We start from the raw sequence: 24,736 nt of genomic DNA on the forward strand, positions 1-24,736 counted from the left end.
ACGCAGACTCATGGAGAACCCAGGAGATTCCCATGAACGCGTGGTACCTCAGCGGCCTCGATCACCGCCCCTTCCAACACCTGTTCGAACAGAGCGACCGCGCGCTGGCTGCGCAGGGCATCCTGCGACGCTGGGCCGGGGATCGCGGCGGCCATCCGTGCCGGGTCAGCCTGTCCGACCCCCCAAGTGGCGCCGAACTGCTTCTGCTGCCCCATACCCACCTGGCCACGCACTCGCCCTATCGCGCGTCCGGTCCGATCTTCGTGCAGCGCGGCGCTACGCGCTGCGTCCTGCCCGCCGGGGTCGTTCCGCCCTACGTCGAGCGACGGCTTATCTCACTGCGCGCCTACGACGAGGATGCACTGATGATCAGCGGGCAGGTCTGCCCCGGCAACGAGGTCGGGGTGCAGCTCGATGTGCTGTTCGCCGATCCCGCGGTGGCCTTCGTGCAGTTGCACAACGCAGGCTACGGGTGTTTTTCGTGCCAGGCGGACCGGGTGGATCAGGACGCGCTGACACACGGCGTCGCGTGATCGGCACCACGCACGACGCGTGACCTTCTGCGCATCCGTTCAGGCCTGCGTGAAGCCTGTGGGAAAGGCTTCACGCAGGCAGTCACGGAACGGCACTTCCAAGGTACCGCGCGATGCAGCGCACCTCGATACTCGCCGAGGTGCCGCCGACCGTCCGCTGCGCAGCGCAACGCCTGCGGTCACCGTTCCCATCGACGACCACAAGGATGCGCCATGTCATTCCGATCCACACGTGTTGTGCTGGCCAGCTCATTCGCAGCCGCCGGCCTGATCTGCCTGGCCAGCAGCGCATTCGCGCACGGCACCATGACCACGCCGGCCAGTCGCGTCTACGCTTGTTTCCAGGGCAATCCGGAGAATCCAACCAACCCGGCCTGCGCCGCCGCGAAAGCACTCGCCGGCTCGCAGGCGTTCTACGACTGGAACGGCATCAACCAGGCCAACGCCAATGGCAACCATCAGGCCGTCGTACCCGACGGCACGCTGTGCAGCGGCAACAACCCGACCTTCCGCGGCCTGGATCTGAACCGCAGTGATTGGCAGACCACGCCGATCCAACCCGATGCGAACGGCAGGTTCACCTTCGTGTTCAAGGCCACCGCACCGCATGCCACGCGTGACTGGCGATTCTTCGTTACCCGCGAAGGCTGGACACCGGGCAGTCCTCTGCGCTGGGCGGACCTGCAGGAGTTCTGCACACTGGGCAACACCCCGCTGTCCGCCGATGGCACGTACAGGCTGCAGTGCCCGCTGCCACAGCGCACGGGCCAGCACGTGATCTACAACACGTGGCAGCGCGCGGATTCGACCGAAGCGTTCTACACCTGCATGGATGTGCGTTTCGAGGGCGGCAGCACTCCCCCGGCATCGCAGTGGCAGGATGCCGGCCCGCTCACCGCGCGTGGCGATCTGCCGGTCGGCACCGTCCTGGCGCTGCGCGTGTTCAACGCCAGCGGCAACGATGTGGAGCGGGTGGAGGCCACACTGGCCAGCGGCCAGACGGCGGCCACGCAGTGGCCGCTGGTGCTGGCCCGCAAGGTCAATGGCGCCAGCCAGCACGCTCGGGTGGGCGTACTGTCCAACGGCACGATCACGCCGACGGCGTCGGCGACCGGCAACCGGGTCTATCTGAAAGAAGGCAACCGCTTCCAGCTGGACACCCGGGTACCCGATCCGGGCACGCCTTCGCCGGGCGGCGACTTCGACTACGTGTACCCGGCAGGCATCGGCAGCTATGTGCCCGGGCAGAGCGTGGTGAAGGGCAGCGATGGCCGGCTGTATGCCTGCCGCCCGTTCCCTGAAGGCGCGTGGTGCAACGTCAACGCCGACGCGTACCGGCCGGGCGTGGGCGCAGCCTGGCGTGATGCCTGGGTGCCGTACTGAGACCGGCGCGGTCTGCGGGAGGCGGCTGGCGCCGCCTCTCCGCAGCGCACTCACTTGCTGCTGACGTACTTCTCGCGGCGGATCTGCGGGTTGCCCAGCCCGGCCGCCTTGAGCAGCTCGGCGCAGGCATCGACCATGTCCGGGTTGCCGCACAGGTAGGCGATATCGGTGGCCGGGTCCGGCGTGAAACCAGCCAGGGCCTGCTGCACGTAGCCATGATGGACGTCGGCGTGGGCCTGTTCCGGCAACTCCCGCGACAGGCACGGAACATAGCGGAAGTTCGCGTGTTTTTCGGCGAAACTGTAGAAATCTTCGCTGTACAGCAGTTCGCCCGGGCTGCGTGCACCCTGCAGCAGGACGACCTGCACGCCGCGTTCGGTCATGGCCCTTTCCAGCAGTGGCAGCATCGAGCGATAGGGGGTCACGCCGGTACCGGTGGCGATCAGCAGATAGCGCGCGTTGTGATCGCCGGGGTTCAGGCAGAACCGCCCGTACGGGCCGGACGCGCTGATCTGGCCGCCGGTTTCCAGCGCCTCGAACAGCGCTGTAGCGGCGCCGCCGGGCACGAAACTGACCGCGATATCCACGGCTTCGCCGGGCCCCAGTGCGTGATCATGCAGGGTGGCCAGGGAATAGCTGCGCTTGGTCTCGGTGCCATCGGCGTAGCTGAAATGGACCTGGATGAACTGGCCGGGCTGGAAATCCAGCGGCTGGCCATCGTCGCGCACGAACTGGTAGTGGCCGACGGTCGGGGCCAGCATGCGGCGGCCGACCAGCTTGAGGGGGAATTGAACAGGCACGACTTTTCGGGACAGTGTGTAGCCGGGGCAAGCCCTCGGGGTCTTCTATAATAGCCCTTCCCCGCCCCTCTCCAGCGCCAGCCCATAGGCGCGAAGGCTTCGAGCTTGGCATCCCTGAACGATACGGCGCCCGCCCTGCGCGTGCGCGACCTGCGCAAAACCTACGACAACGGAACCCAGGCCCTGAAGGGGGTCTCGCTGGAGGTCGCCCCGGGCGACTTCTTCGCCCTGCTGGGCCCCAACGGGGCTGGCAAGTCCACCCTGATCGGCATCATCAGCTCCCTGGTCAACCTCAGCGAGGGCCAGGTGGAGGTGTTCGGCAGCGACCTGGTGCGCAACCGCAGCGCGACCATGCGCCTGATCGGCCTGGTGCCGCAGGAGATCAACTTCAACCTGTTCGAAAAACCCTTCGACATTCTTGTGAACTACGCCGGCTTCTATGGCGTACCGCGCGAGGAAGCGGAGCAGCGCGCGGAAGAGGAACTCAAGCGTGCCCATCTGTGGGAGAAGGCGCAGGTGATGAGCCGCACCCTGTCCGGCGGCATGAAGCGCCGGCTGATGATCGCCCGCGCGATGATGACGCGTCCCCGCCTGCTGATCCTGGATGAGCCGACCGCGGGCGTGGACATCGAGATCCGCCGCGACATGTGGCGGGTGCTGAAGGAGATCAATGCGGCTGGCACGACGATCATCCTCACCACCCACTACCTGGAGGAGGCCGAGTACCTGTGCCGGCATCTGGCGATCATCAACCACGGCCGGATCGTCGAGCAGGGGCCGATGCGTGCGCTGCTGGCCAAGCTGGACGTGGAAGGCTTCCTGCTGGACATCGATGGCGATCTGCCGGTGCAACTGCCGGCGATCGAGGGCGCAACCCTCAGCGCGCCCGACGCGCACACGCTGGACATCGACATGCCACGGGCGATGGATCTGAACCGCGTGTTCGCCGCGCTGAATGAAGCCGGCATCCGCGTGCGCTCGATGCGTACCAAGAGCAACCGCCTGGAGGAGCTGTTCGTGCGCCTCACCGGCAATCAGGAGAAATCCGCATGAGCACCACCGAGCTGACCGACGGCCAGCGCAACCGCGTCGCGCTGCTGACCATCGTGCGCCGCGAAGTGACCCGGATCATGCGCATCTGGGGCCAGACGCTGGTGCCGCCGGCGATCACCATGACCCTGTACTTCCTCATCTTCGGCGGCCTGATCGGCTCGCGCGTGGGCGAGATGGGCGGGTACAGCTACATGCAGTTCATCGTGCCCGGGCTGGTCATGATGAGCGTGATCCAGAACAGCTACGGCAACATCAGCTCGTCCTTCTTCGGCGCCAAGTTCGGCCGCCACGTGGAAGAGCTGCTGGTGAGCCCGATGCCGAACTGGGTGATCCTGTGGGGTTACGTGGCCGGTGCGGTACTGCGCGGCCTGATGGTCGGCGTGATCGTGCTGATCATCGCGATGTTCTTCACCCCCGTGCGCATCCCGCACCCGCTGGTGACACTGACCACGGTGCTGCTGGGCGCCACCATCTTCTCGCTGGCCGGCTTCATCAATGCCGTGTACGCGAAGAAGTTCGACGACGTGGCGATCGTTCCGACCTTCATCCTGACCCCGCTGACCTATCTGGGCGGCGTGTTCTATTCGGTGAAGCTGCTGCCGGCCTGGGCTGAAGCGGCGACCCATGCGAACCCGATCTTCTACATGGTCAACGCGTTCCGCTACGGCCTGCTGGGCAGCAGTGACGTGCCGCTGTGGGTCGCGTATGCGCTGATGATCGGCTTCGTGGTGGTGCTGACGGCGGTGGCGCTGTGGCTGCTGCGCCGCGGCGTGGGCATGCGCAGCTGAGCGCCGATCGCCGGGATCGCGATCCCCGGCACACCCGCAACATTGGTTCCGCAGACAACGGTGAACGTGCAATGCGCATCCTGATTCTCGGCGCCGGCGGTACCGGCGGTTACTTCGGCGGCCGTTTGGCCCAGGCCGGTGTGGACGTGACCTTCCTGGTCCGCCCTGCCCGCGCCGGGCAGCTTGCACGCGATGGACTGGTGATCCGCAGTCCAGTCGGCGATGCCGCATTCCCGGTGCAGCACGTGACAGCCGATGCGCTGCCCGCGCTGGCCCGGGAGAGGCCCTTCGACCTGGTCATCCTCAGCTGCAAGGCCTACGACCTGGACAGCTCGATCGAGGCCATCGCGCCGGCGGTGGGCCCCCTCACCACCGTGCTGCCGATCCTCAACGGGCTGCATCACTACAACGATCTGGATGCACGCTTCGGCCGCGAGGCGGTGCTGGGCGGGCTGTGCTTCATCAGTGCGACCAAGGCACCGGACGGTGCGGTGGTGCATCTGGGGAAACCCGCCAAGCTCACCTTCGGGGAACGCGACGGTGGCGCGCTCTCGGCGCGCGTGCGTGCCTTCGCAGCCGCCTGCACGCAGGCCAACCTCGATCACCTGGCCAGCGAACGCATCGGCCAGGAGCAGTGGATCAAGTACACCTTCCTCACTGCGCTTGCCGCGGCGACCTGCCTGTTGCGCGCGGACATCGGCACGATTGTCGCGACCGATGATGGCACGGCCATCGTGCAGGGCCTGTACGACGAGTGCCTGGCCGTGGCGGAGGCGGCCGGTGAGGCAGTCCCGGCGGCAGCGCAGGACACTGCGCGCGGCACGTTGACCCAGGCCGGCTCGGCATTGAAGGCCTCGATGTTGCGTGACCTGGAGGCCGGGCAGCAGGTGGAGGCCGGCCACATCGTCGGTGACATGCTGGCGCGTGCACGCAGCGCCGGCCAGCAGGGCGTGCTGCTGCAGGTCGCCTACAGCAGCCTGCAGGCCTACCAGGCGCAGCGCCGGGCGTGAGCCTGACGCTGCCCGCCGGTCCGTTGCCCGGACGGGTGCTGATCCTGGGCATGGGCTGGAGCGGGCGCGTACTGGCGGCTCGCCTGGAAGCGCTGGGCGTGCAGGTCGCCGGCACCGTACGCGATCCGGCCACGGCAGCCGTCGATGGCCTGCGCTGCCATCGACTCTGCGCTGGCACAGCCCCTGCACCCGCGCTTCTGGATGACATCGCGCGCGCCGATGCGGTGCTGGGCAGCATACCGCCCGATGCCGACGGCGACCCGGCAGTGCGCATGCTGCGCACGGCACTGGAAGACAGTCCCGCATTGCAGTGGGTGGGCTATCTGTCGTCGACGTCGGTGTACGGCGACCGCCAGGGCGGCTGGATCGATGCGGACAGCGTGGCCGACGCCACCGGGCCTGCGGGCCTGCAGCGCCTGCGCGCGGAGTCGCAATGGCGCGCACTGGCCAGCCGGCGCGGCATCGCCTCGGCAGTGTTCCGGCTGCCCGGGCTGTATGGTCCCGGCCGCAACGCACTGGTGCAGCTCGCGCAGGGACGTGCCCGCCATGTGCTGAAGCCGGGCCTGCTGTTCAACCGCCTGCATGTACAGGACCTGGTGGCGGTGATCATCGCGGCGATGCGGCGACCCACCCTGCAGGCGCTGTACCTGCCCAGCGACGATGAGCCGGCACCGCCACAGGACGTGCTGGCCTTCGCCGCGCAGCTGGGAGGCTTTGCGATGCCACCGGCAATGGCGTGGGACGACCCGGCGCTGAGCCCGGCCCTGCGCCGCTTCTACGAAGGCAGCAAGCGCATCGACAGCCGCGGTACGCGCGAAGCGCTGGGGTGGGCGCCGCAGTTTCCGACGTATCGGGAAGGGCTGACGGATCTTGCCGCTTCGCTCGCCGGGCATGGCCGAGCGTCACCGGATCCGGGCATTCACGGCTGACGTGTAGTGTCGGCGTCGGGCAGCCGGAAGAAGGCACGGGCCGCCGCCGTGGCATGGGCTGCGGTCAGCACGACATCCTCGCCACGATCACGGGCCAACTCCTCGACGATGTGCGAAAGGAACATCGGTTCGTTGCGGCGATCCTTCGGCATCGGCTTGAGCGTGCGCGGCAGCAGGTACGGCGCATCGGTCTCGATCATCAGGCGATCGGCTGGAATGCTCTTCACCAGCTCGCGCAGGTGCGCCCCGCGACGCTCGTCGCAGAGCCAGCCGGTGATGCCGATGTACCAGTCCTGGTCGAGGTAATCAAACAACTCCTCCCGTTCACCGGTGAAGCAGTGCACCACCGCCGGCCCGAGGCGACCCTCGAAGTTCTTCATCTGCGCCATGAAGTCGGCGTGCGCGTCGCGCTGGTGCAGGAACAGCGGCTTGCCGTTCTCCGCCGCCAGCTGCAGCTGGCGCTCGAACGCACGGTGCTGGGCAGGTCGCGGCGAGAAGTCACGGAAGTAGTCCAGTCCGCACTCGCCGACCGCCACCACTTCCGGGTGGGCATGCAGGGCGCGCATCTCCGCATCGCATTCTTCGGTGTACTCCACCGCATGATGCGGGTGTACGCCGGCCGTCGCATACAGGAATCCCGGATGCTGCTGGGCCAGCTGCAGCGCCAGCGGAGAGTGCTCGCGGCTGGCCCCCGTGACCACCATCTGCACCACCCCGGCCTGGCGGGCACGCTGCAGCACGGCGTCGCGGTCGCGGTCGAAGGAGTCGTGGGTCAGATTGGCGCCGATATCGATCAGGTGCATGGTCATCGCGGAGGAAATGTGCCTGCGCATTGTACCCGCGCCCAGCGTGGCCCCTTATCCTTTGCGCATGAACGCCCCGCACTTCCCCATTTCTCCGCTGCTGCCGCAGATCCAGCAGCATCTGGCCGCACAGCCACGGCTCGTGCTGGAGGCACCACCGGGCGCCGGCAAGACCACCCAGGTACCGCTGGCGCTGCTCGATGCACCGTGGCTGCAGGGCCGCAGGATCATCCTGCTGGAGCCGCGCCGGGTGGCCGCGCGCAGCGCAGCGATGTTCATGGCAAGGCAGCTCGGCGAGGAGGTCGGCGATACCGTCGGCTACCGCATCCGCTTCGAGAACCGGGTGTCCGCGCGCACCCGCATCGAGGTGGTGACCGAAGGCATCCTGACCCGCATGCTGCAGGACGACCCGTTGCTGGAACAGGTGGGCGCGATCCTGTTCGACGAGTTCCATGAGCGCCACCTCAGCGGCGACCTGGGATTGGCACTGGCGCTGGACGTACAGGCACAGCTGCGCCACGACCTGCGGCTGGTGGTCATGTCGGCGACCCTGGATGGCGAGCGGCTGGCACGCTTCCTCGACGCACCCCGCTTGAGCAGCGAGGGCCGCAGCTACCCCGTGACCGTCAGCCACTTCCCGGCGCGTCGCGAAGAATCGCTGGAACTGCAGGTCCGCCGCGCAGTGCAGCAGGCGCTGGTCGAGCACCCGGGCGACGTGCTGGTGTTCCTGCCTGGCCAGCGGGAGATCGCCCGCGTGCAGGCCGGTCTGCAGGAATCGATCGGCGGCAACACCGAGGTCCTGGCACTGCATGGCGAACTGCCGGTGGAGCAGCAGGCGCGCGTGCTGCAACCCGCAGATGAGGGCCGCCGCCGCGTGGTGCTGGCCACCAACGTGGCCGAATCCTCGGTGACCCTGCCCGGCGTGCGCGTGGTGATCGACAGCGGCCTGGCACGCGAGCCCCGCTATGACCCGAACAGCGGCTTCACCCGCCTGGACGTGGTGGCCATTGCGCAGGCCTCGGCCGACCAGCGTGCCGGTCGTGCCGGCCGCGTGGCCGAGGGCGTGGCCTGGCGCCTGTGGCCGCAGTCGCAGCGGCTGGAGCCTCAGCGGCGTGCCGAGATCGACCAGGTCGAACTGGCAGGACTGGCGCTGGAGCTGGCGGCGTGGGGCAGCAGCGACCTGCGCTTTCTCGATCCGCCCCCAAGCGGACCGATGGGTGCGGCGCGCGAGCTGCTGCACCGCCTGGGCGCGTTGTCGGAGTCGGGCGCGATCACCGCCTTGGGCCGACGCGTGCTGGCGCTGGGTACCCATCCACGCATGGCTGCGATGCTGCTCGCCGCCCCTGACCCGCACGCACAGGCGCTGGCGGCCGATCTGGCGGCGCTGCTGGAAGCACGCGACCCCCTGCGCCAGGGCGGCGACGCACTGGCGGCACGCTGGCGCGCGCTGGCCGCGTTCCGTGCTGGCCGCGCGCCGGCCGATGCCAGTCGTGGTGGACTGGCTGCCATTGATGCCGCCGCGCGCCAGTGGCGGCGTCGGCTGCGCTGCGATGCCGCGCCCCCTGCCAGCATCGAAGCGCACGCGCTGGGCGATCTGCTGGCGCACGCTTTTCCCGATCGCATCGGCTTCCAGCATCCGGGCGATCCGCTGCGCTACCTGCTCGCCAACGGGCGCAGCGCGCGCCTGCATGAACTGAGCGATCTGCGTGGCGAACCGTGGCTGGTCGCCAGCGAACTGCGTTTCGAGGCCCGCGATGCGCTTCTGCTGCGCGCCGCGCCGGTCGATGAGGACCATCTGCGCAGGATCTACCCGCAGCGCTTCGTCACCACCGACACGGTGCGCTGGGACGGCGAACGGCGTGCGCTGGTCGCACTGCGCGAAACCCGCTTCGATCGCATCGTGCTGGACAGTCGCTCGGCGGGCCGGGTCGACCCGGAACACGCGGCCGGCGCCTTGACCGAGGCTGTTGCCGAGCTCGGCCTGCAGGCACTGCCGTGGACCGAGGCCCTGCGCCAATGGCAGGCACGGATGGAGTCGCTGCGTCGCTGGATGCCCGAGCTGGAGCTGCCCGACTGCAGCGATGCCACGCTGCTCGCCACCCGCGCGCAGTGGCTGCAGCCTGCGTTTGCCGGCAAGAGCCGCCTCGATGCGCTGGACGAAGCCAGCTTCGCAGAAGCGCTGAAGTCGCCCCTGGCATGGTCACAGCGGCAGCTCGTGGAGCGGCATGCGCCAACCCGCATCACTGTGCCCTCCGGGCTGGAGCGGCCCATCACCTATGCACTGGACAGCGAGTCCGGCGAACCGCTGCCACCGGTGCTGGCCGTGAAGCTGCAGGAGTTGTTCGGACTGGCAGACACTCCCCGCATCGCCGATGGGCGCGTGCCACTGACCCTGCACCTGCTGTCACCCGGCGGTCGTCCGCTGCAGGTCACCCAGGACCTACGCAACTTCTGGGAAAACACCTATGCCGAGGTGAAGAAAGAGATGAAGGGCCGCTATCCCCGCCATCCCTGGCCGGACGACCCGTGGACGGCCACCGCCACCCACCGGGCCAAACCACGGGGAACATAGCAATCCTGCCTGATCCTGAATGGAGCGCGTAGAGTCACGCCGTGTGACTGCCCGACTGACATACCGTTTACGGGCAACGCGCCACACTGGACTTCGACCCGAGGCAAAGGACCCCCGCATGAGCAGACTGACCGTGATTACCGACCGCGCCCTGGAGCGCGCCCTGGACCTGGCCCACACCGCGGGCGACGGCCTGAAGAGTGCCGGCGGCAGCCTGCGCCATCTGGGCCCGCAGGCCAGCGACTGGATCAAGACGGGAGCGGCACTGGGCGCAGTGAAGACCGGTGGCAAGGTTGCCACCAAGTTCGCCCGCCGCAATCCGGCAGTGACCATCGCCGCCGCGGCAGTGGGTGTGGGTCTGCTCGGCTATGCCCTGTATCGCAAGCAGCAGAAGAAGAAGGCGGCCAATGGTCAGGTCGTTGATGGCCAGGCGCAGCGCATCAGTGCCCGCGACCGCCGCAACGACACCGTGGTCGACGAGCACAGCGATATCGGCAGCGACGCCTGAGGCAGGCGGCTGCATCCGGGCCGGAGATCGCCTGTGGGTGATCTCCGGCCCGTTTCGTTTCAGCCGATCTGCCGCCACTGTCCGGGGCGCAGATCATCCAGCCGGTAAGGACCCATTGCCACCCGCACCAGGCGCAGGGTGGGCAGGTTCACGGCGGCGGTCATCCGCCGTACCTGGCGGTTGCGCCCTTCGCGGATCGTGATCGCCAGCCAGGTATCGGCAACGGTCTTGCGGAAGCGCACGGGCGGATCGCGCGTCCACAGCTCCGGCGCGGGATCGAGCGGTTCGACCTTCGCCGGCAGGGTCGGCCCATCATTGAGGATCACGCCGCTGCGCAGGCGCTGCAGCTGTTCCTCGCCAGGCGTGCCTTCCACCTGCACCCAGTAGGTCTTGTCGGCCTTGTGCTTCGGGTCGGTCAACCTGTGCGCCAAGGGACCGTTGTCGGTCAGCAGCAGCAGGCCTTCGCTGTCATGATCTAGCCGGCCGGCCGCATAGACACGCGGCGGCAGGCCGAACCCCGCCAGGGTCGGGCGCGGCGGGACGCTGCGATCGGTGAACTGGCACAGCACATTGAACGGCTTGTTGAAGGCAATCAGCATCGCAGGCACGGCAGGCGGTGGATGCGGCATTGTCCCATCCCGGCGCTGCCATCGCGATCACGGGCGCCTCAGCCGAAGACCTTCCACTTCAGCAGGAACGAAACAAGCACCAGCGCAATGCCACAGGCCGATGCGATCGCCGCCCGCCGCCGCTGGGACGCCAATGGCGGGCTCGCACGGCGCGCGCGTTCATCCTGCAGGATGCCGATCAACAGCACCGCGAACCCCACCGCGCCCAGCAGGTCATAGGTATTGCCGCCATGGAAGGCGAAGTCGAACAGGCGTACCAGCACCAGTACTGCGATCACGATGTACAGGATCTTCTTCAACCGCTCACTCCTTTGACTGTCGCGCCGGGCCAGGCCCGGCGGATACACGTGTGTCCATTGCCGCTTGCGGCTGCGAGGCTTCGACTCAGGGCTTGATGAAGCGCAGGGTCATGCGATCGCTTTCGCCGATGGCCTGGTACTTCGCGGCGTCGGCCTTGTCATGCTGGTTGGTCGGCGGCAGGGTCCACACGCCGTTGGGATGATCCTTGGTGTCGCGCGGGTTGGCATTGATCTCGCTGCGCGCATCCAACCTGAAGCCGGCGGCCTCGGCCAAGGCGATCACCTGCTGCTGGCCGACATAACCAGTGTCATCATCGTCGGCCACATCGGCCTTGGCGCGGTGCTCCACCACGCCCAGCACGCCGCCCGGCTTGAGCACGTTGAAGAAGCCCTGGAACATGCCCTGCGCCTGGCCGGCCTTGCGCCAGTTGTGCACGTTGCGGAAGGTCAGCACCACATCGGCCGAGTTGGCCGGTCCGAACACCGGCTTGGCCGGATCGTAGGCGACCACGACTGCTTTGCCGAACTGTGCCGGCGCACCGGCGAACTTCTTCTCCAGGCCATCGCGGCTGCGCTGCTGGTAGTCGCGGCCACGACCTTCTGCCACCGCCATCGGGTCGACCACGGCTGCCACGTACCGGCCCTTGTCATGCAGCAGCGGCGCGAGGATTTCCGAATACCAACCGTTGCCCGGAGTGATTTCGATGACGGTCTTCTCCGGTGCCACCGAGAAGAAGGCCAGCGACTGTGCCGGATGACGGTAGCCATCACGCTTGACGTTGGCCGGATCACGGGTCGACGCCTTCACCGCAGCGTCGATGGCGGGCGACACCTGGATCTGCGCCGGCGCCACCACGGTCGGCGCAGCATACGCGGGCATGGCGGCAAGCAGGGCGGAAGCAAGCAACAGGCGGTAACCACGCAGGGACGAAGCAGGCATCATCGGGGAGACTCCAGCGGAATGATGCGGCGAGACTAGCAGTCACCGCGCGCCAGGTGTTCACAAATCGTTAGCCGCGCGCCCGTCGCGGAACACTGTTTTGTGGTCAGCGCCGCAGCGCGGTAACACAACGCGTTCTATTCTGGAGCACTTCCCCCAAGGAGACCGTGCCCATGACGGCAACCCGTGAACTGGGCCGTTCCGGCCTGCATGTACGTCCGCTCGCCTTCGGAGGCAATGTGTTCGGCTGGAGCGCCGACGAGAAGGCCAGCTTCGCCCTGCTCGATGCCTTCGTCGACGCCGGCTTCAACCTGGTCGACACCGCCGACGTGTACTCGGCCTGGGTGCCCGGCAATGTGGGCGGCGAATCGGAAACGCTGATCGGCAGGTGGTTCGCCCGCAGCGGCAAGCGCGAGAAGGTGGTGCTGGCGACCAAGGTCGGCAAATGGGCCGAGCGCCCGGGGCTGACCCCGGACAACATCAATGCGGCGGTGGAAGACTCGCTGCGTCGCCTGCAGACCGATGTGATCGATCTGTACCAGGCCCACGAGGATGATGAGTCGACACCGCTGGAAGCCACGCTGGCCGCGTTCGGTCGCCTGATCGAAGCCGGCAAGGTGCGCGCCATCGGTGCCTCCAACTACAGCGCCACCCGCCTGGCCGATGCGCTGAAGGTATCCACCGATTACAAGCTGCCGCGTTACGAAACCCTGCAGCCGGAGTACAACCTCTACGACCGCGCCGGCTACGAGACCGCGCTGGAACCGCTGGTGCAGCGCGAGCAGATCGGCGTGATCGGCTATTACGCACTGGCCAGCGGCTTCCTGAGCGGCAAGTACCGCACGGCAGCCGATGCGGGCAAAAGCCCGGCGCGGGGCGAGAACGTGGTGAAGCGTTATCTCAACCCGCGCGGCCTGCGCATCCTGGAAGCGCTGGATGACGTGGCCAGCAAGCACACTGCCAGCCCGGCACAGATCGCACTGGCATGGCAGATCGCACGGCCGTCGATCACCGCGCCGATCGTCAGCGCCACCAGCGTCGAACAGTTGCACGACCTGCTGGCCGCGGCGAATGTATCGCTGAGCGTGCAGGATGTCGCGCAGCTGGACGCGGCAAGCGCGGAAGGCTGAGATTGGCCGGGGCCGGTCGCCGGCCGGCTCCGGCATCGGGCAGAAGAAAATAATTCAACAAAATGGTTGCGCACGACTAAATCGTGGTTTATCGTGCGCACCTCGTTTCAACACCCGCCTGGATGTTTCCCTTGAACGCGCATTTCTCCGCCATCGCCACACTGCTGCCATGCCTGCGCATGGATGTGCTGGCGCGCGCGTCCGGCAAGGAAGCACTGCCCACAACGGCCTGATACCCGCCCTGCGGAGATCGGCCACCCCGATCTCCGAGGCTTGACGACGCCCTCGGAACGCATGTCCCGGGGGCGTTTTCGTTTGCGTCGGCACAAGGACCCGCGATGCCAGAACTGCACCCCGCGCGGCATTCCGCCGCACACTGATCGGCCATTACCTGCACGCCGGAGTTTATCTTCGCGCGGGCGGCCGTGCCCGGACATTATCTGCATCGCCTCACAACATTATCGCCCGCCGATAATGTCGATGGCCTGCACCCTCGATTTTCCAACGGTCCCGCTTCAATGGCGGGCTGGTGCGCGCGGCGCTGCCGTAGCGTATGCCGGAGGTCGCGGACATGCCCTCGCCTGGATCGCCTGCTGGTCGCAGGCGCCGGTTCGCCGGCACGCGGTTCGATTCCGCGCGGTTCCCAACTGGATAGCTCAGCCTGGTCAGAGCAACGGATCCTGAGTCCGTCTGTCGTGGGTTCAATTCCCACTCCAAACCACATGACCTGTCACGTCATGACTTGAAGCAACACCCGGGACGCACGTCCCAGCGGCCATCGTCGCCATCCACGGACATCGCCTTCGGGCGGAGAAGTGGAAGCAACGGACCGCACGCCGGGCCCCGGTCCGCCGTCACTGCCCGCCTTGGTCCACCCCGGTGCTGCCTGCCGGCGGCGCCCATGGCGGTACTGCCGGCGCACCGAAGGCTCCGCGCGCGGACCGTCCACCGGTGGCCGCCCTCTTCCGCGGCCTGCACGGGGTGTGCAGGCCGCCTCGCCACGACCTGATCGGCCCGGGTCGCGGCGATGGATTTCCATCGGGTCGAACCACCAGAGCCATACAAGGAGAGACTCCCATGTTCTGGACCATCAAGGTCGTGATCGGCGACGGCGAGCGCGGCCTGGTGTATCGCAACCGTCGTTTCCAGCAGGTGCTGCTGCCGGGCGTGCACCGCCTGTCGCGGTTCGGCGGCTCGCCGCACGTGACCGTGCACAACGCATCGAAGGGCAGCGCCTACAGCGGCAGCGACCAGGACAGCCTGATCGACGCGCTGGGAGCACAGCTGCACGAACACTTCGTGCTGGCCGATATCGGCGCTGCACAGGTCGGTCTGCTGCTGCGCAATGGCCGTATCGACGATGTCCTGCCGCCTGGCAGCCGCCATCTGTACTGGCGGGGTTCGGTCGACACCGAGGTGCGCGTGATGGCCCTGGGTGACGAACCGCGCGTGCCGGCCAACGTGCAGCAGCGCCTGGGCCAGCTGGGCGTACTGCCGCGCGTGGCGGTGATCAGCACCGTGCCGAGCGAATCGGTCGGCCTGCTGTTCATCGACGGTACGCTGCGACAGACCCTGGATGCCGGACTGCACGCGTTCTGGAATTTCAACGGCAACGTGTCGGTGGAGCGCGTCGAACTGCGTGCGCGTTCGCTCGACGTGTCCGGCCAGGAGCTGCTCAGCCGCGACAAGGTGACCCTGCGGGTGAACCTGGCCGCGACCGTGCAGGTGGTCGACCCGGTGCGTGCACACCGCACGCTCAGCAACGCCGACGAGTTCATCTACCGGCAGCTGCAGTTCGGCCTGCGCCAGGCAATCGCCACGCGCAGCCTGGATGAGCTGCTGGGCGAGAAGGCGGCGCTGGACGGTGAGATCGCCGCGCACGTGCGCGCCGCGATCGAGGGCCACGGTGTGCAGCTGCTGGGTGTCGGCATCAAGGACGTGATCCTGCCGGGCGAGATGAAGGAGATCCTCAACGGCGTGGTGCTGGCCGAGAAGCAGGCACAGGCCAGCGTGATCCGCCGCCGCGAAGAGGCCAACGCCACCCGCTCGCAGCTCAATACCGCCAGGCTGATCGAGGACAACCCGGTGCTGATGCGGCTGAAGGAGCTGGAGGCGCTGGAGAAGGTCACCGAGAAGATCGACAAGCTCACCGTGTTCGGCGGCCTGGATGGCGTGCTGAAGCAGCTGGTGACGATGAAGTAGGGGGCTGGGGCGGCGCAGGGACGCGCCGCCGGCCCATCAAGGAGATGGATTGCAACATGGAAACTCAACACACCTATCAATGGCTGCATGCCGAGGGCACCACGCCGATCAAGGGCTGGGTGAACGGCGTGCCGCTGGAAGCGCAGGCCCATGAGCAGCTGCGCAACATCGCCGCCATTCCATTCGTCGGGCCCTGGGTGGCCGTGATGCCGGACGTGCACCTGGGAAAGGGCGCGACCGTCGGCTCGGTGATCCCGACCCGCGGGGCGATCATTCCGGCGGCGGTGGGCGTGGACATCGGCTGCGGCATGGCCGCGGTGCGCACGACGCTGCAGGCCAACGACCTGCCCGATGACCTGCGGCAGCTGCGCAACAGCATCGAGCGCAGCATCCCGGTCGGCAACGGTCGCGGTGGCGAGCATCAGCGCATGCCCGACAGCATCCACACGCGGCTGGTGCAGTCCGGCCTGGCCGCTGGCCTGGAGAAGATCAAGGACAGGCATCGCCGGATCCGCACCGACAAGCTCGATCGCCAGCTGGGCACGCTGGGAGGTGGCAACCACTTCATCGAGCTGTGCCTGGATGAAACGGATGCCGTGTGGGTAATGCTGCACAGCGGCTCGCGTGGCACCGGCAACCTGATCGGCACGTACTTCATCGAGCAGGCGCGTCGCGAGCTGGAGCGCCGCGTGCTCGGCTTCCATCTGCCTGACAAGGACCTGGCCTTCTTCATGGAAGGCGAGCCGCTGTTCGACGACTACGTGGAAGCGGTGTCCTGGGCGCAGGACTACGCGCGGCACAATCGCGAGGCGATGATGGCGCGCGTGCTGGCCGAGATGCGGCATCGGCTGCCGCCGTTCCGGCTGGCGGCGATGGCCGTCAACTGCCACCACAACTACGTGCAGAAGGAAACGCACGCCGGGCAGGAACTGCTGGTCACCCGCAAGGGTGCGGTCAGTGCACGCCAGGGCGAGCTGGGCATCATCCCCGGCAGCATGGGCACGCGCAGCTACATCGTGCGTGGCAAGGGCAATGCAGACAGTTTCCACAGCTGCAGCCACGGCGCAGGCCGGGTGATGAGCCGCGGCACGGCACGCGAGCGGATCACCCTGGCCCAGCACCGCGAGGCGACCGCGCATGTGGAATGCCGCAAGGACAGCGGCGTGCTGGATGAATCGCCGGCGGCGTACAAGTCGATCGACGACGTGATGGCCGCCCAGCTCGACCTGGTGGACGTGGTCCACACACTGCGCCAGGTGCTGTGCGTCAAAGGCTGATGGGGCGGGCCGGGTGTCGTTCAAGAGAGCGGAATCCGGCCCTTTCCGTCACCCGATGCTGTCTTCGCTGACCAGCGCGTGATGTACGCCGATCCCGGCACGCACCCCTTCGGCGGCGGCCAGGGTGATATTGCCAACCGTGGTCGCGTCGCCTGCGGCGTACACGTTCGGCACCGAGGTCTGCTTCATCGCGTCCACCTCGATCAGCACGCCGAGCGGGCTTTCGACCAGCGCGCAGCCCAGCTGCTGCACCAGCGGCGTGGCCATCGCCTGGGTGGCTGGAACGAACAGCGCGCGCTGGGCGATGCGACGGCCATCGGCCAGTTCCACTTCCAGCCAGGTCGGCTGGTCGCCCTGCACGGCAATCACCGGCGAGATCTCGATCTGCACGCCACGCTGCTGCATGGCCACGCGTTCCTCCTCACTGATCTCCCCCGCCTGGCTGAAGAAGGTGACATTGCCCCAGTCGGCGAACAGCGGTGCCTTGCCGGCCGACATCGGATGGCCGCCGAGCACGCCGATCGCTCCGCCGCCGACTTCGTAGCCATGGCAGTAGGGACAATGCAGCACGGTGCTGCCCCAGCGCTCGGCCAGGCCGGGCAGGTCCGGCAGCTGGTCACTGATGCCACTGGCCAGCAGCAGCTTGCGTGCGGCCAGCACCTGGCCATCCGCGGTGCGGACCTCGACACCGTCGGGGCTGGCGGTGGCGTGCGCGGCCTCGGCATGGATCCAGCGCACGCTGGGATAGTCCAGCAGCTGCTGGCGCGCCGTCTTCAACAGCTCGGCACCACTGATGCCGTCCAGGCCGATGACGCCATGCGAATGGCTGGCCGCACGGTTGCGGGGCAGGCCGGCGTCGATGACGGTGACCGCGCGGCGTGCGCGGGCCAGGATCAGGCCCGCGGCGATGCCGGCGTAACTGCCGCCGACGATGATCACTTCAGGATTCATGGTGTCCTTCCAGGGAGCGGTGATGGGCGAGGTGGCGCGCGAACTCCGCGCCGAGCTGGTCGAGCGTGGTGGACTGCAGGCGGTGTTCCAGCAATCGCTGCGCTTCGCGGGCACCATCGAGCAGCGCCGAATCGACCAGTTGCTGGATCGGGCAGCCACGACCTGCGCCGCGTGTGCCGATCTGCACCAGCGGCGGTGCGCCGACCGCCAGGTAGATGTCGTGCAGGGTGATGCGGGTGGCATCGCGCGCCAGCTGGCTGCCACCGCCGTGCCCGCGTGTGCTGCGCACCAACCCGGCCTTGTGCATCTGTGCCAGCAGCCGGCGGATCACCACCGGATGGGTCGGCAGGCACATGGCCAGCTGTTCGGAGGTGCGCGGCCCCTGCTGGCCCACGAGATGGGCCATCACGTGCAGCGCGTCGGAAAGCGGGTTCGAGGATTTCATGTAACAACAATAGTTACATTTATATCCCCTGTCGAGCGTCCTGTTTCGTTCCATATGGACACATCTGTCCTATGAAACATTTCCTTCACCTCGTTGAACGAAACGATAATGTGATCCTTATCGCACTTCAGAGCACGCGAGATCAGGTCGATACCGCATCGCCCCCCTTCCGAGATCTCGCCCCATGAATGCCTCTCCCCATGCGCCGCGACTGCAGACGAAGCTGCTCGGCGCCGTATCCCTTGGCCTCGCCGTCATCCTGCTGTGTGCGTTGGCCGGCCTGGCGTCGGCCTGGCTGAAGCTGTCTGCCGAGGTGCCTGCCGAAGTCGCCCATGGCCGCGATGCCGAACGCCTGCAGCGCGAGTTCCGTGGCCAGGTGCAGGAATGGAAGAACGTGCTGCTGCGGGGCCACGATCCGGTCCTGCGCCAGCGTCATCTGGATGCATTCGACAGCGAAGGCAGAATCGTCGATGGACTGGCACGCGGGCTGGCCGGCAGCCCCGATACCCGTACGCGCGAGCTCGCCCTCGCCTTCGCTGGCCTGCATGCGCAGCTGCAGAAGGACTATCACGCTGCACTGCAGGCGTTTGCTGCTGCCGGCTACGATGCCACTGCCGGCGATACCCTGGTGCGGGGCAAGGACCGCGCGGTGGCCGCATCGCTGGACGCGCTGAGCACGCAGGCCACCCGGGTGGCCGAGGCCGCGGTGGCCACGCGCGCGCAGCAGGCAAGGCAGATGCTGCTGCTGTGCGCGGTGCTGACCGTGGTCGCCGCTGCGCTGCTGCTGATGGGCCTGGCCTGGTGGCTGCGCCGCGCGGTGGTGCAACCGGTGCTGGCGGTGGAGGCGGCTGCGCGCGCCGTGGCCGCTGGCGACCTGCAGCACGTCGTGCAGGTTCGCAGCCGCGATGAAGTGGGCCGGCTGGCGCAGGCCATGCAGGCCGTGCAGGCCACGGTGGGCGGCGTGCTCGAGGCGCAGGCGGCAATGGCGAAGGCGCATGACGCCGGCTCGATCAGCTATCGCATGGATGCCAGCGCCTTCCCTGGCGCATTCGGAACCATGGTGGCCGACAGCAACGCGCTGGTCGACGCGCACATCCGGGTGAAGATGCGCGCGATCACGATCATGGGCCGCTATGCGGTGGGCGATCTCAGCGAGGACATGGAGCGCCTGCCAGGCGAGAAGGCCGTCATCACCGAAGCGCTGGATACTGCCAAGGCCAACCTTGGCACCATCAACGGCGAGATCCGCCGCCTTGCCGCCGCCGCTGCGGCCGGCGATTTCAGCCAGCGCGGTGACAGCGCGCGCTTCGAGCATGACTTCCGCGCGATGGTGGAGGGCCTGAACCAGCTCATGCAGACCACCGAGCAGAATCTCGGCGAGGTCTCAACGATGCTGCGCGCGATTGCCGATGGCCGGCTTGGCGCGCGCATGCACGGCAGCTTCCAGGGCGTGTTCGCCCGCATCGCTGGCGATGCCAACACGACTGCGGCGCAGCTGGCCACCATCGTCACCGACATCAAGCACACTTCGGGCAGCATCCATGCCGCGGCCGCCGAGATCGCCGCCGGCAACAACGACCTGTCGCGCCGCACCGAGCAGCAGGCTGCCAACCTGGAGGAGACGGCAGCATCGATGGAGGAACTGACCTCCACCGTGCGCCAGAACGCCGAGCACGCACGCCAGGCCAACCAGCTTGCGATCGGCGCGCACGAGGTTGCCTCGCAGGGCGGCGAGGTGGTCACGCAGGTGGTGGCGACGATGGGGGCGATCGAGGCCTCTTCGCGGCAGATCGCCGACATCATCAGCGTGATCGATGGCATCGCCTTCCAGACCAATATCCTGGCGTTGAACGCAGCGGTGGAGGCTGCGCGTGCCGGTGAGCAGGGCCGGGGCTTCGCCGTGGTGGCCAGTGAGGTGCGTACGCTGGCGCAGCGTTCAGCCAATGCGGCCAAGGAGATCAAGACGCTGATCGATACCTCGGTGGACCAGGTAGCCGATGGCGCACAACGCGTGCGCCAGGCGGGCATGACCATGGCCGAGATCGTCGCCTCGGTGCAGCGCGTGACCGACATCATGGCCGAGATCTCCGCCGCGTCGCAGGAACAGAGTGCAGGCATCGAACAGGTCAACCAGACCGTGGTGCAGATGGACGGCGCGACCCAGCAGAATGCCGCGCTGGTGGAAGAGGCCAGCGCCGCCGCGCGCAGCCTGGAGCAGCAGGCGGACCGGTTGATGGACGCGGTGGATGTGTTCAATCTGTCGCCCCCCGCGGCGAGCGGCGATGCGCTGGCGCGCGCGGCCTGAAGGACTGCATGGACCCTGTGCAGCCGAGCATGGGTCCGGCTCTGCCGAACGCGCAGGTAACGCCGGGCCATGCCCGGCGAGCGCGGCATGCCTCAGCGCAGGTAATCCGACTGCACCATCGCGTCACCGAGATGGTCCAGGAACGAGCTGATCCGCGCCGAGACCGCCGTGTTGCGGTAGTACACGGCGTGGATCGGCTGGTAGACATCCAGCGTCTGTGCAGCCAGTACCGGCACCAGCGTGCCGGCAGCACGGTCGCGTTCGGTGACGAAGTCCGACAGGCAGGTGATGCCCACCCCTTCCACCGCCAACCGGCGCAGGGTCTCGCCGCTGGATACGGCGATGTCCGGCCGTACCAGCAGCTGGCCGTCGGCGTCGCCCGGCACGGGCCAGCGGTTCAGCGATTCGGGTTCATTGAATCCCAGCAGCGTGTGCTGACCCAGCGCCGCCACGCTGGCCGGTTCACCGTGCTCGGCCAGGTAGCCCGGGCTGGCCAGCAGCTGCAGCCGGCAGCGGCCCAGCGAGCGCGCGTGCAGCGTTGAGTCGGCCAGTGGGCCGATGCGGATGGCCACGTCGGTGCGTCGTTCCAGCAGGTCGATGTAGCGTTCGGAACTGTTCAACTCCAGCTGCACCTCCGGGTATCGCGCGCGGTAGCCCGCCACCAGGGGGACGATCACGTGCAGCACGAACGGCATGGCCGCATCCACCCGCAGGCGTCCAGCCGGGCGCTCGCGGCGCGCCGCCATCTGCTCTTCGGCCGACTCCACCGCGTCGATGATCGCCCGTGCATGGCGCAGGTAGGCCTCGCCTTCGGCGGTCAGGTGCAGCCGGCGCGTGGTACGGGTCAGCAGGGTGGTGCCCAGCTTGTCCTCCAGCCGCCCAAGCGCCCGGCTCACCCCGGAAGGGGTCTGACCCAGCTGCTCGGCGGCGGCACTGATCGAACCGCTGTCGATCACGGCCAGAAAGGCCTGCATTTCATCGAGGGTGGTCTTCATGGCGCCATTATTGACCACCAGGCAAGAGTGATTGGCGTGAAGACCGGTTTTTCGACAAAGGTGGGCCGCGCACACTGCGCGCCTTCCTTCCTCCGGAGCCCGCCATGATCCGCGGCATTCCTCTCGCCCTGCTGGCGCTGACCCTGGGCGCCTTCGCCATCGGCACCACCGAATTCGTCATCGTCGGCCTGATTCCGACCATCGCCGCCGACCTGCAGGTCAGCCTGCCTTCGGCCGGCCTGCTGGTCTCGCTGTACGCCCTGGGCGTAGCCATCGGCGCGCCGGTGCTGACTGCGCTGACCGGCCGCGTGCCGCGCAAGACCCTGCTGGTAGCACTGATGGCGCTGTTCACGCTGGGCAACGTCATCGCCTGGATGGCACCGGGCTACGCCTCGCTGATTGTCGCCCGCATCCTGACCGGCCTCGCCCATGGCGTGTTCTTCTCGATCGGCTCGATCATCGCCACGGCGGTGGTGCCGAAAGAAAAGGCCGCCAGCGCGATCGCGATCATGTTCACCGGGCTGACCGTCGCACTGGTGACCGGCGTGCCGCTGGGCACCTTCATCGGCCAGCACCTGGGCTGGCGCGCGACCTTCCTGGCCGTGGCCGGCCTGGGTGTGATCGCCCTGGTCGGCGCGGCGCTGTTCGTGCCGCGCACTGTGCCGCAGAGCGCGCCCGCCCGCTTCCGCCAGCAGCTGGCCGTGCTGGCCCAGCCGCGCCTGCTGCTGGTCTACGCGATGACGGCACTGGGCTACGGCGGCACGTTCCTGGCCTTCACCTACCTGGCGCCCATCCTGCAGGACGTCACCGGCTTCTCGGCCAACGCGGTCAGCCTGGTGCTGCTGGTGTATGGCGTGTCGGTGGCGATCGGCAATCTGTGGGGCGGCCGCATGGCCGACCGCATGGGTCCGGTTCCGGCGCTCAGGCGCATCTTCGCCCTGCTGGCCATGGTCCTGTTGGCGCTCACCTTCACCGCCTACAACACGGTGTTGATGTTGCTGACGGTGCTGGCCCTGGGTGCGGTGGCCTTCGGCAACGTGCCCGGACTGCAGGTCTATGTGGTCAAGCAGGCGCAGCGCTATGCGCCGCAGGCCACCGACGTGGCATCCGGACTGAACATCGCTGCATTCAACATCGGCATCGCCCTGGGCGCATCGCTGGGTGGTCTGGTGGTGGAGAACGTCGGCCTGATGCATACGCCGTGGCTGGGCGCGCTGGTGGTGGTGGGTGCCTATGCATTGACCGTGCTCAGCGGCCGCCTGGACCGTCGGGACGGCATCGACGACCGCGCCGAGGGCACCGCGATCACCGCACACTGATACGACGCCGCTCACTACCGACGCATCTCCACGCCTGCGCAATGCACCGTTGCCGGCATGCATGCAGGCCCTGCCCTACCCTTGTGCGGATCTACCGCGCCCTTCCCCCCATTAGCTGGAGTTCCCCCATGACTGTCCCCGCTTTCGGTCTCGGCACCTTCCGCCTGAAAGGCCAGACTGTGATCGACTCGGTACGCAACGCACTGGACGTCGGTTACCGCGCCATCGATACCGCGCAGATCTACGACAACGAGGCCGAGGTCGGCCAGGCCATCGCCGAATCCGGCGTGCCGCGTGACGAGATCTACCTGACCACCAAGGTCTGGATCACCGAGTTCAAGCGCGATGCGCTGCTGGCCAGCCTGCACGACAGCCTGAAGAAGCTGCGCACCGACCATGTCGATCTGGCGCTGATCCACTGGCCCTCACCGAACGACAAGGTCGACGTGCCGATGGAGGAGTACCTGCCGGCGCTGGCCGAAGCCAGGGCGCAGGGCCTCACCCGGGAGATCGGCATCTCCAACTTCACCATCGCGCAGACCCGCAAGGCGATCGGCATCCTCGGCGCCGACGCCATCGCCACCAATCAGGTCGAGATCCATCCATACCTGCAGAATCGCCTGCTGGTGAAGTTCCTGCAGGAAAACGGCATCCCTGTCACCGCCTACATGAGCCTGGCCTATGGCGAAGTCATCAAGGACCCGGTGATCCAGGCCATCGCCGGCCGCCACCAGGCCACGCCGGCACAGATCGCACTGGCATGGGCACTGCAGCAGGGCTTTGCAGTGATTCCGTCCTCGACCCGGCGCGAGAACCTGGCCTCCAATCTGGAAGCGGCGGCCATCCGTTTGACCGAGGAGGACATGGCACAGATTGCCAGGCTCGACCGCGGGCATCGGCTGGCCAATCCGGAAGGCATCGCGCCGGCCTGGGACTGAGCCGAAGCCGCCGGGCACGGCCCGGCGCTACCGGACGATGACGATGGGGGCCGCCGGGCGCGCTCCGGCGCTACCGGATCGCCACAGGTAGCGCCGGGCCATGCCCGGCGGGCCCTTCAGTCCTGCAGCAGCCACCCGCGCATCGCCGCACTGACCTCATCCGGCTTCTCCATCGGCGCCAGGTGCCCGCAGTCGGGCACCACCACCAGCTGCGAGTGCGGTACCAGCGCGTGCATCTCCTCGCTCACCGCCAATGGCGTGATGCGGTCGTTGGCACCGCACACGATCAGCAGCGGATCGCGATATCCGGCCAGCACATCGTGGCCGTCACGACGTTCCAGCGCGCTCTGCCGCAGGAACACCTCCGCGCCAAGACGCGCCGTCATGTCGCGCACGCGCTGCACCAGTACATAGTCGTCCAGCCGCGAGGCATCGATGTAGCTGCGCATCAGGGCGTCACCGAATCCATGGAACTTCCCGGGCAGGCGCACGCTGGCGCGCTGGCTGCGACGCTGCTCGGCACGCTCCGGCGAATCGGCGTGGATCGAGGTATCGATCAGCGCCAGCCGCAGCACCCGCTCCGGTGCCACGCGCAGGATCTGCTGGGCAACGAAGCCTCCCAGCGAGAACCCGGCCAGCGCGAAGCGCGCAGGTGCCTGCGCCAGCACATCCTCGGCCACCGCCAGCAGGGTCGCGCCGCGGGTCTGGTCGCCCACGCTGCACTCGGCGATATCGGCCAGGTCGGCCAGCTGCGCGCGCCACAGCTCGGCATCGTTGAGCAGGCCGGGGAGCAGCAGCAAGGGGATGCGGTCAGTCATGGCCCGCATTGTCGCAACCGCACGGACGGTATGCCACGATCACTGCTGCATTACGACGCCGCCGATGGGATGACCGGCCGGACCGGAGTGCTGTGCTACCGCACGGCGG

23 protein-coding genes and 1 tRNA gene are annotated in these 24,736 nt (G+C 67.7%); 15 read left to right on the top strand and 9 right to left on the bottom strand.

The window, feature by feature from the left end:
- The first annotated feature begins 32 nt into the window (after nt 1–32).
- Together N8888_RS17955 and N8888_RS17960 are read left to right on the top strand one after the other, a co-directional pair.
- Nucleotides 33–533, top strand: a complete 501-nt coding sequence (locus N8888_RS17955) for a DUF1203 domain-containing protein (protein ID WP_111187199.1) — start codon at nt 33–35, stop codon at nt 531–533.
- A gap of 213 nt (nt 534–746) precedes the next feature.
- The gene (locus N8888_RS17960) at nt 747–1,916 is read left to right on the top strand and encodes a lytic polysaccharide monooxygenase (protein ID WP_263176362.1); all 1,170 of its coding nucleotides are present in this window, start codon (nt 747–749) and stop codon (nt 1,914–1,916) included.
- Nucleotides 1,917–1,966: 50 nt separating this feature from the next.
- Here N8888_RS17960 and N8888_RS17965 read toward each other — a convergent pair whose 3' ends face one another.
- Nucleotides 1,967–2,716 (bottom strand): ferredoxin--NADP reductase, encoded by a 750-nt coding sequence (locus N8888_RS17965; protein ID WP_080375334.1) that lies wholly within the window; start codon nt 2,714–2,716, stop codon nt 1,967–1,969.
- Nucleotides 2,717–2,800: 84 nt separating this feature from the next.
- Between N8888_RS17965 and N8888_RS17970 the strand changes: the two genes are divergently transcribed.
- From N8888_RS17970 to N8888_RS17985, 4 genes are all read left to right on the top strand, one after another.
- Nucleotides 2,801–3,769 (top strand): ABC transporter ATP-binding protein, encoded by a 969-nt coding sequence (locus tag N8888_RS17970; RefSeq protein ID WP_164150561.1) that lies wholly within the window; start codon nt 2,801–2,803, stop codon nt 3,767–3,769.
- Nucleotides 3,766–4,557, top strand: coding sequence for an ABC transporter permease (locus N8888_RS17975; protein WP_053519566.1), 792 nt, complete (start codon nt 3,766–3,768; stop codon nt 4,555–4,557). The genes N8888_RS17970 and N8888_RS17975 overlap by 4 nt, the downstream gene beginning before the upstream one ends.
- A 71-nt stretch (nt 4,558–4,628) precedes the next feature.
- Entirely contained in the window at nt 4,629–5,567 is a 939-nt protein-coding gene (gene panE, locus N8888_RS17980; protein WP_263176365.1) for a 2-dehydropantoate 2-reductase, read from the top strand.
- A complete protein-coding gene (locus N8888_RS17985) occupies nt 5,564–6,496 on the top strand; it encodes a Rossmann-fold NAD(P)-binding domain-containing protein (RefSeq protein WP_263176367.1) in 933 nt (310 codons plus the stop codon). Before panE ends, N8888_RS17985 begins: the two co-directional genes overlap by 4 nt.
- On the opposite strand, the gene N8888_RS17990 is transcribed toward N8888_RS17985, so the two are convergent.
- Entirely contained in the window at nt 6,487–7,299 is an 813-nt protein-coding gene (locus N8888_RS17990) for a TatD family hydrolase (RefSeq protein ID WP_065174512.1), read from the bottom strand. The genes N8888_RS17985 and N8888_RS17990 overlap by 10 nt on opposite strands.
- 67 nt (nt 7,300–7,366) lie before the next feature.
- Between N8888_RS17990 and hrpB the strand changes: the two genes are divergently transcribed.
- Nucleotides 7,367–9,871 carry an ATP-dependent helicase HrpB gene (gene hrpB / locus N8888_RS17995; RefSeq protein ID WP_263176368.1) on the top strand — a complete coding sequence of 835 codons (2,505 nt, stop codon included), beginning with the start codon at nt 7,367–7,369 and terminating at the stop codon, nt 9,869–9,871.
- Between the two features lie 118 nt (nt 9,872–9,989).
- Nucleotides 9,990–10,379, top strand: a complete 390-nt coding sequence (locus tag N8888_RS18000) for a hypothetical protein (protein WP_065174291.1) — start codon at nt 9,990–9,992, stop codon at nt 10,377–10,379.
- 59 nt (nt 10,380–10,438) lie between these two features.
- On the opposite strand, the gene N8888_RS18005 is transcribed toward N8888_RS18000, so the two are convergent.
- The 3 genes from N8888_RS18005 to N8888_RS18015 all read right to left on the bottom strand — a co-directional run bounded on the left by N8888_RS18005 (nt 10,439) and on the right by N8888_RS18015 (nt 12,250).
- Nucleotides 10,439–10,978 carry a pseudouridine synthase gene (locus N8888_RS18005; protein WP_263178439.1) on the bottom strand — a complete coding sequence of 180 codons (540 nt, stop codon included), beginning with the start codon at nt 10,976–10,978 and terminating at the stop codon, nt 10,439–10,441.
- Between the two features lie 68 nt (nt 10,979–11,046).
- Nucleotides 11,047–11,307 (bottom strand): hypothetical protein, encoded by a 261-nt coding sequence (locus N8888_RS18010; RefSeq protein WP_065181442.1) that lies wholly within the window; start codon nt 11,305–11,307, stop codon nt 11,047–11,049.
- Nucleotides 11,308–11,392: 85 nt separating this feature from the next.
- Nucleotides 11,393–12,250: a class I SAM-dependent methyltransferase gene (locus N8888_RS18015; RefSeq protein WP_263176369.1), complete on the bottom strand. Its 858-nt coding sequence runs from the start codon at nt 12,248–12,250 to the stop codon at nt 11,393–11,395.
- 170 nt (nt 12,251–12,420) lie between these two features.
- Here N8888_RS18015 and N8888_RS18020 point away from each other — a divergent pair, with 170 nt between their 5' ends.
- From N8888_RS18020 to N8888_RS18035, 4 genes are all read left to right on the top strand, one after another.
- Entirely contained in the window at nt 12,421–13,377 is a 957-nt protein-coding gene (locus tag N8888_RS18020) for an aldo/keto reductase (RefSeq protein ID WP_053518125.1), read from the top strand.
- Nucleotides 13,378–14,024: 647 nt separating this feature from the next.
- Nucleotides 14,025–14,098 (top strand) — tRNA-Gln (locus N8888_RS18025).
- Nucleotides 14,099–14,454: 356 nt separating this feature from the next.
- On the top strand, nt 14,455–15,579 hold the full coding sequence (locus tag N8888_RS18030; RefSeq protein ID WP_111187196.1) for a slipin family protein: 1,125 nt from the start codon (nt 14,455–14,457) through the stop codon (nt 15,577–15,579).
- A gap of 56 nt (nt 15,580–15,635) precedes the next feature.
- Entirely contained in the window at nt 15,636–16,856 is a 1,221-nt protein-coding gene (locus N8888_RS18035) for an RtcB family protein (protein ID WP_263176371.1), read from the top strand.
- Between the two features lie 48 nt (nt 16,857–16,904).
- On the opposite strand, the gene N8888_RS18040 is transcribed toward N8888_RS18035, so the two are convergent.
- Both N8888_RS18040 and N8888_RS18045 read right to left on the bottom strand, forming a co-directional pair.
- Nucleotides 16,905–17,807, bottom strand: coding sequence for an NAD(P)/FAD-dependent oxidoreductase (locus N8888_RS18040; protein WP_197600231.1), 903 nt, complete (start codon nt 17,805–17,807; stop codon nt 16,905–16,907).
- Nucleotides 17,797–18,252 carry an Rrf2 family transcriptional regulator gene (locus N8888_RS18045; protein WP_053518119.1) on the bottom strand — a complete coding sequence of 152 codons (456 nt, stop codon included), beginning with the start codon at nt 18,250–18,252 and terminating at the stop codon, nt 17,797–17,799. The genes N8888_RS18040 and N8888_RS18045 overlap by 11 nt, the downstream gene beginning before the upstream one ends.
- Before the next feature lie 184 nt (nt 18,253–18,436).
- On the opposite strand from N8888_RS18045, the gene N8888_RS18050 reads away from it, so the two are divergent.
- Complete coding sequence (locus N8888_RS18050) at nt 18,437–20,557, top strand: methyl-accepting chemotaxis protein (RefSeq protein ID WP_263176373.1); 2,121 nt, start codon at nt 18,437–18,439, stop codon at nt 20,555–20,557.
- 92 nt (nt 20,558–20,649) lie between these two features.
- Here the strand turns inward: N8888_RS18050 and N8888_RS18055 are convergent, their stop codons facing one another.
- Entirely contained in the window at nt 20,650–21,552 is a 903-nt protein-coding gene (locus tag N8888_RS18055; protein WP_053518115.1) for a LysR family transcriptional regulator, read from the bottom strand.
- 104 nt (nt 21,553–21,656) lie between these two features.
- On the opposite strand from N8888_RS18055, the gene N8888_RS18060 reads away from it, so the two are divergent.
- Both N8888_RS18060 and dkgB read left to right on the top strand, forming a co-directional pair.
- On the top strand, nt 21,657–22,871 hold the full coding sequence (locus N8888_RS18060) for an MFS transporter (protein WP_053518114.1): 1,215 nt from the start codon (nt 21,657–21,659) through the stop codon (nt 22,869–22,871).
- A gap of 128 nt (nt 22,872–22,999) precedes the next feature.
- The gene (gene dkgB, locus N8888_RS18065) at nt 23,000–23,809 is read left to right on the top strand and encodes a 2,5-didehydrogluconate reductase DkgB (RefSeq protein WP_128989949.1); all 810 of its coding nucleotides are present in this window, start codon (nt 23,000–23,002) and stop codon (nt 23,807–23,809) included.
- A gap of 116 nt (nt 23,810–23,925) precedes the next feature.
- Here dkgB and N8888_RS18070 read toward each other — a convergent pair whose 3' ends face one another.
- A complete protein-coding gene (locus N8888_RS18070; RefSeq protein ID WP_263176374.1) occupies nt 23,926–24,627 on the bottom strand; it encodes an alpha/beta fold hydrolase in 702 nt (233 codons plus the stop codon).
- Between the last annotated feature and the right edge of the window lie 109 nt (nt 24,628–24,736).

It is taken from the genome of Stenotrophomonas maltophilia, assembly GCF_025642255.1.
In the GTDB taxonomy this organism is placed as follows: Bacteria; Pseudomonadota; Gammaproteobacteria; order Xanthomonadales; family Xanthomonadaceae; genus Stenotrophomonas; species Stenotrophomonas maltophilia_P.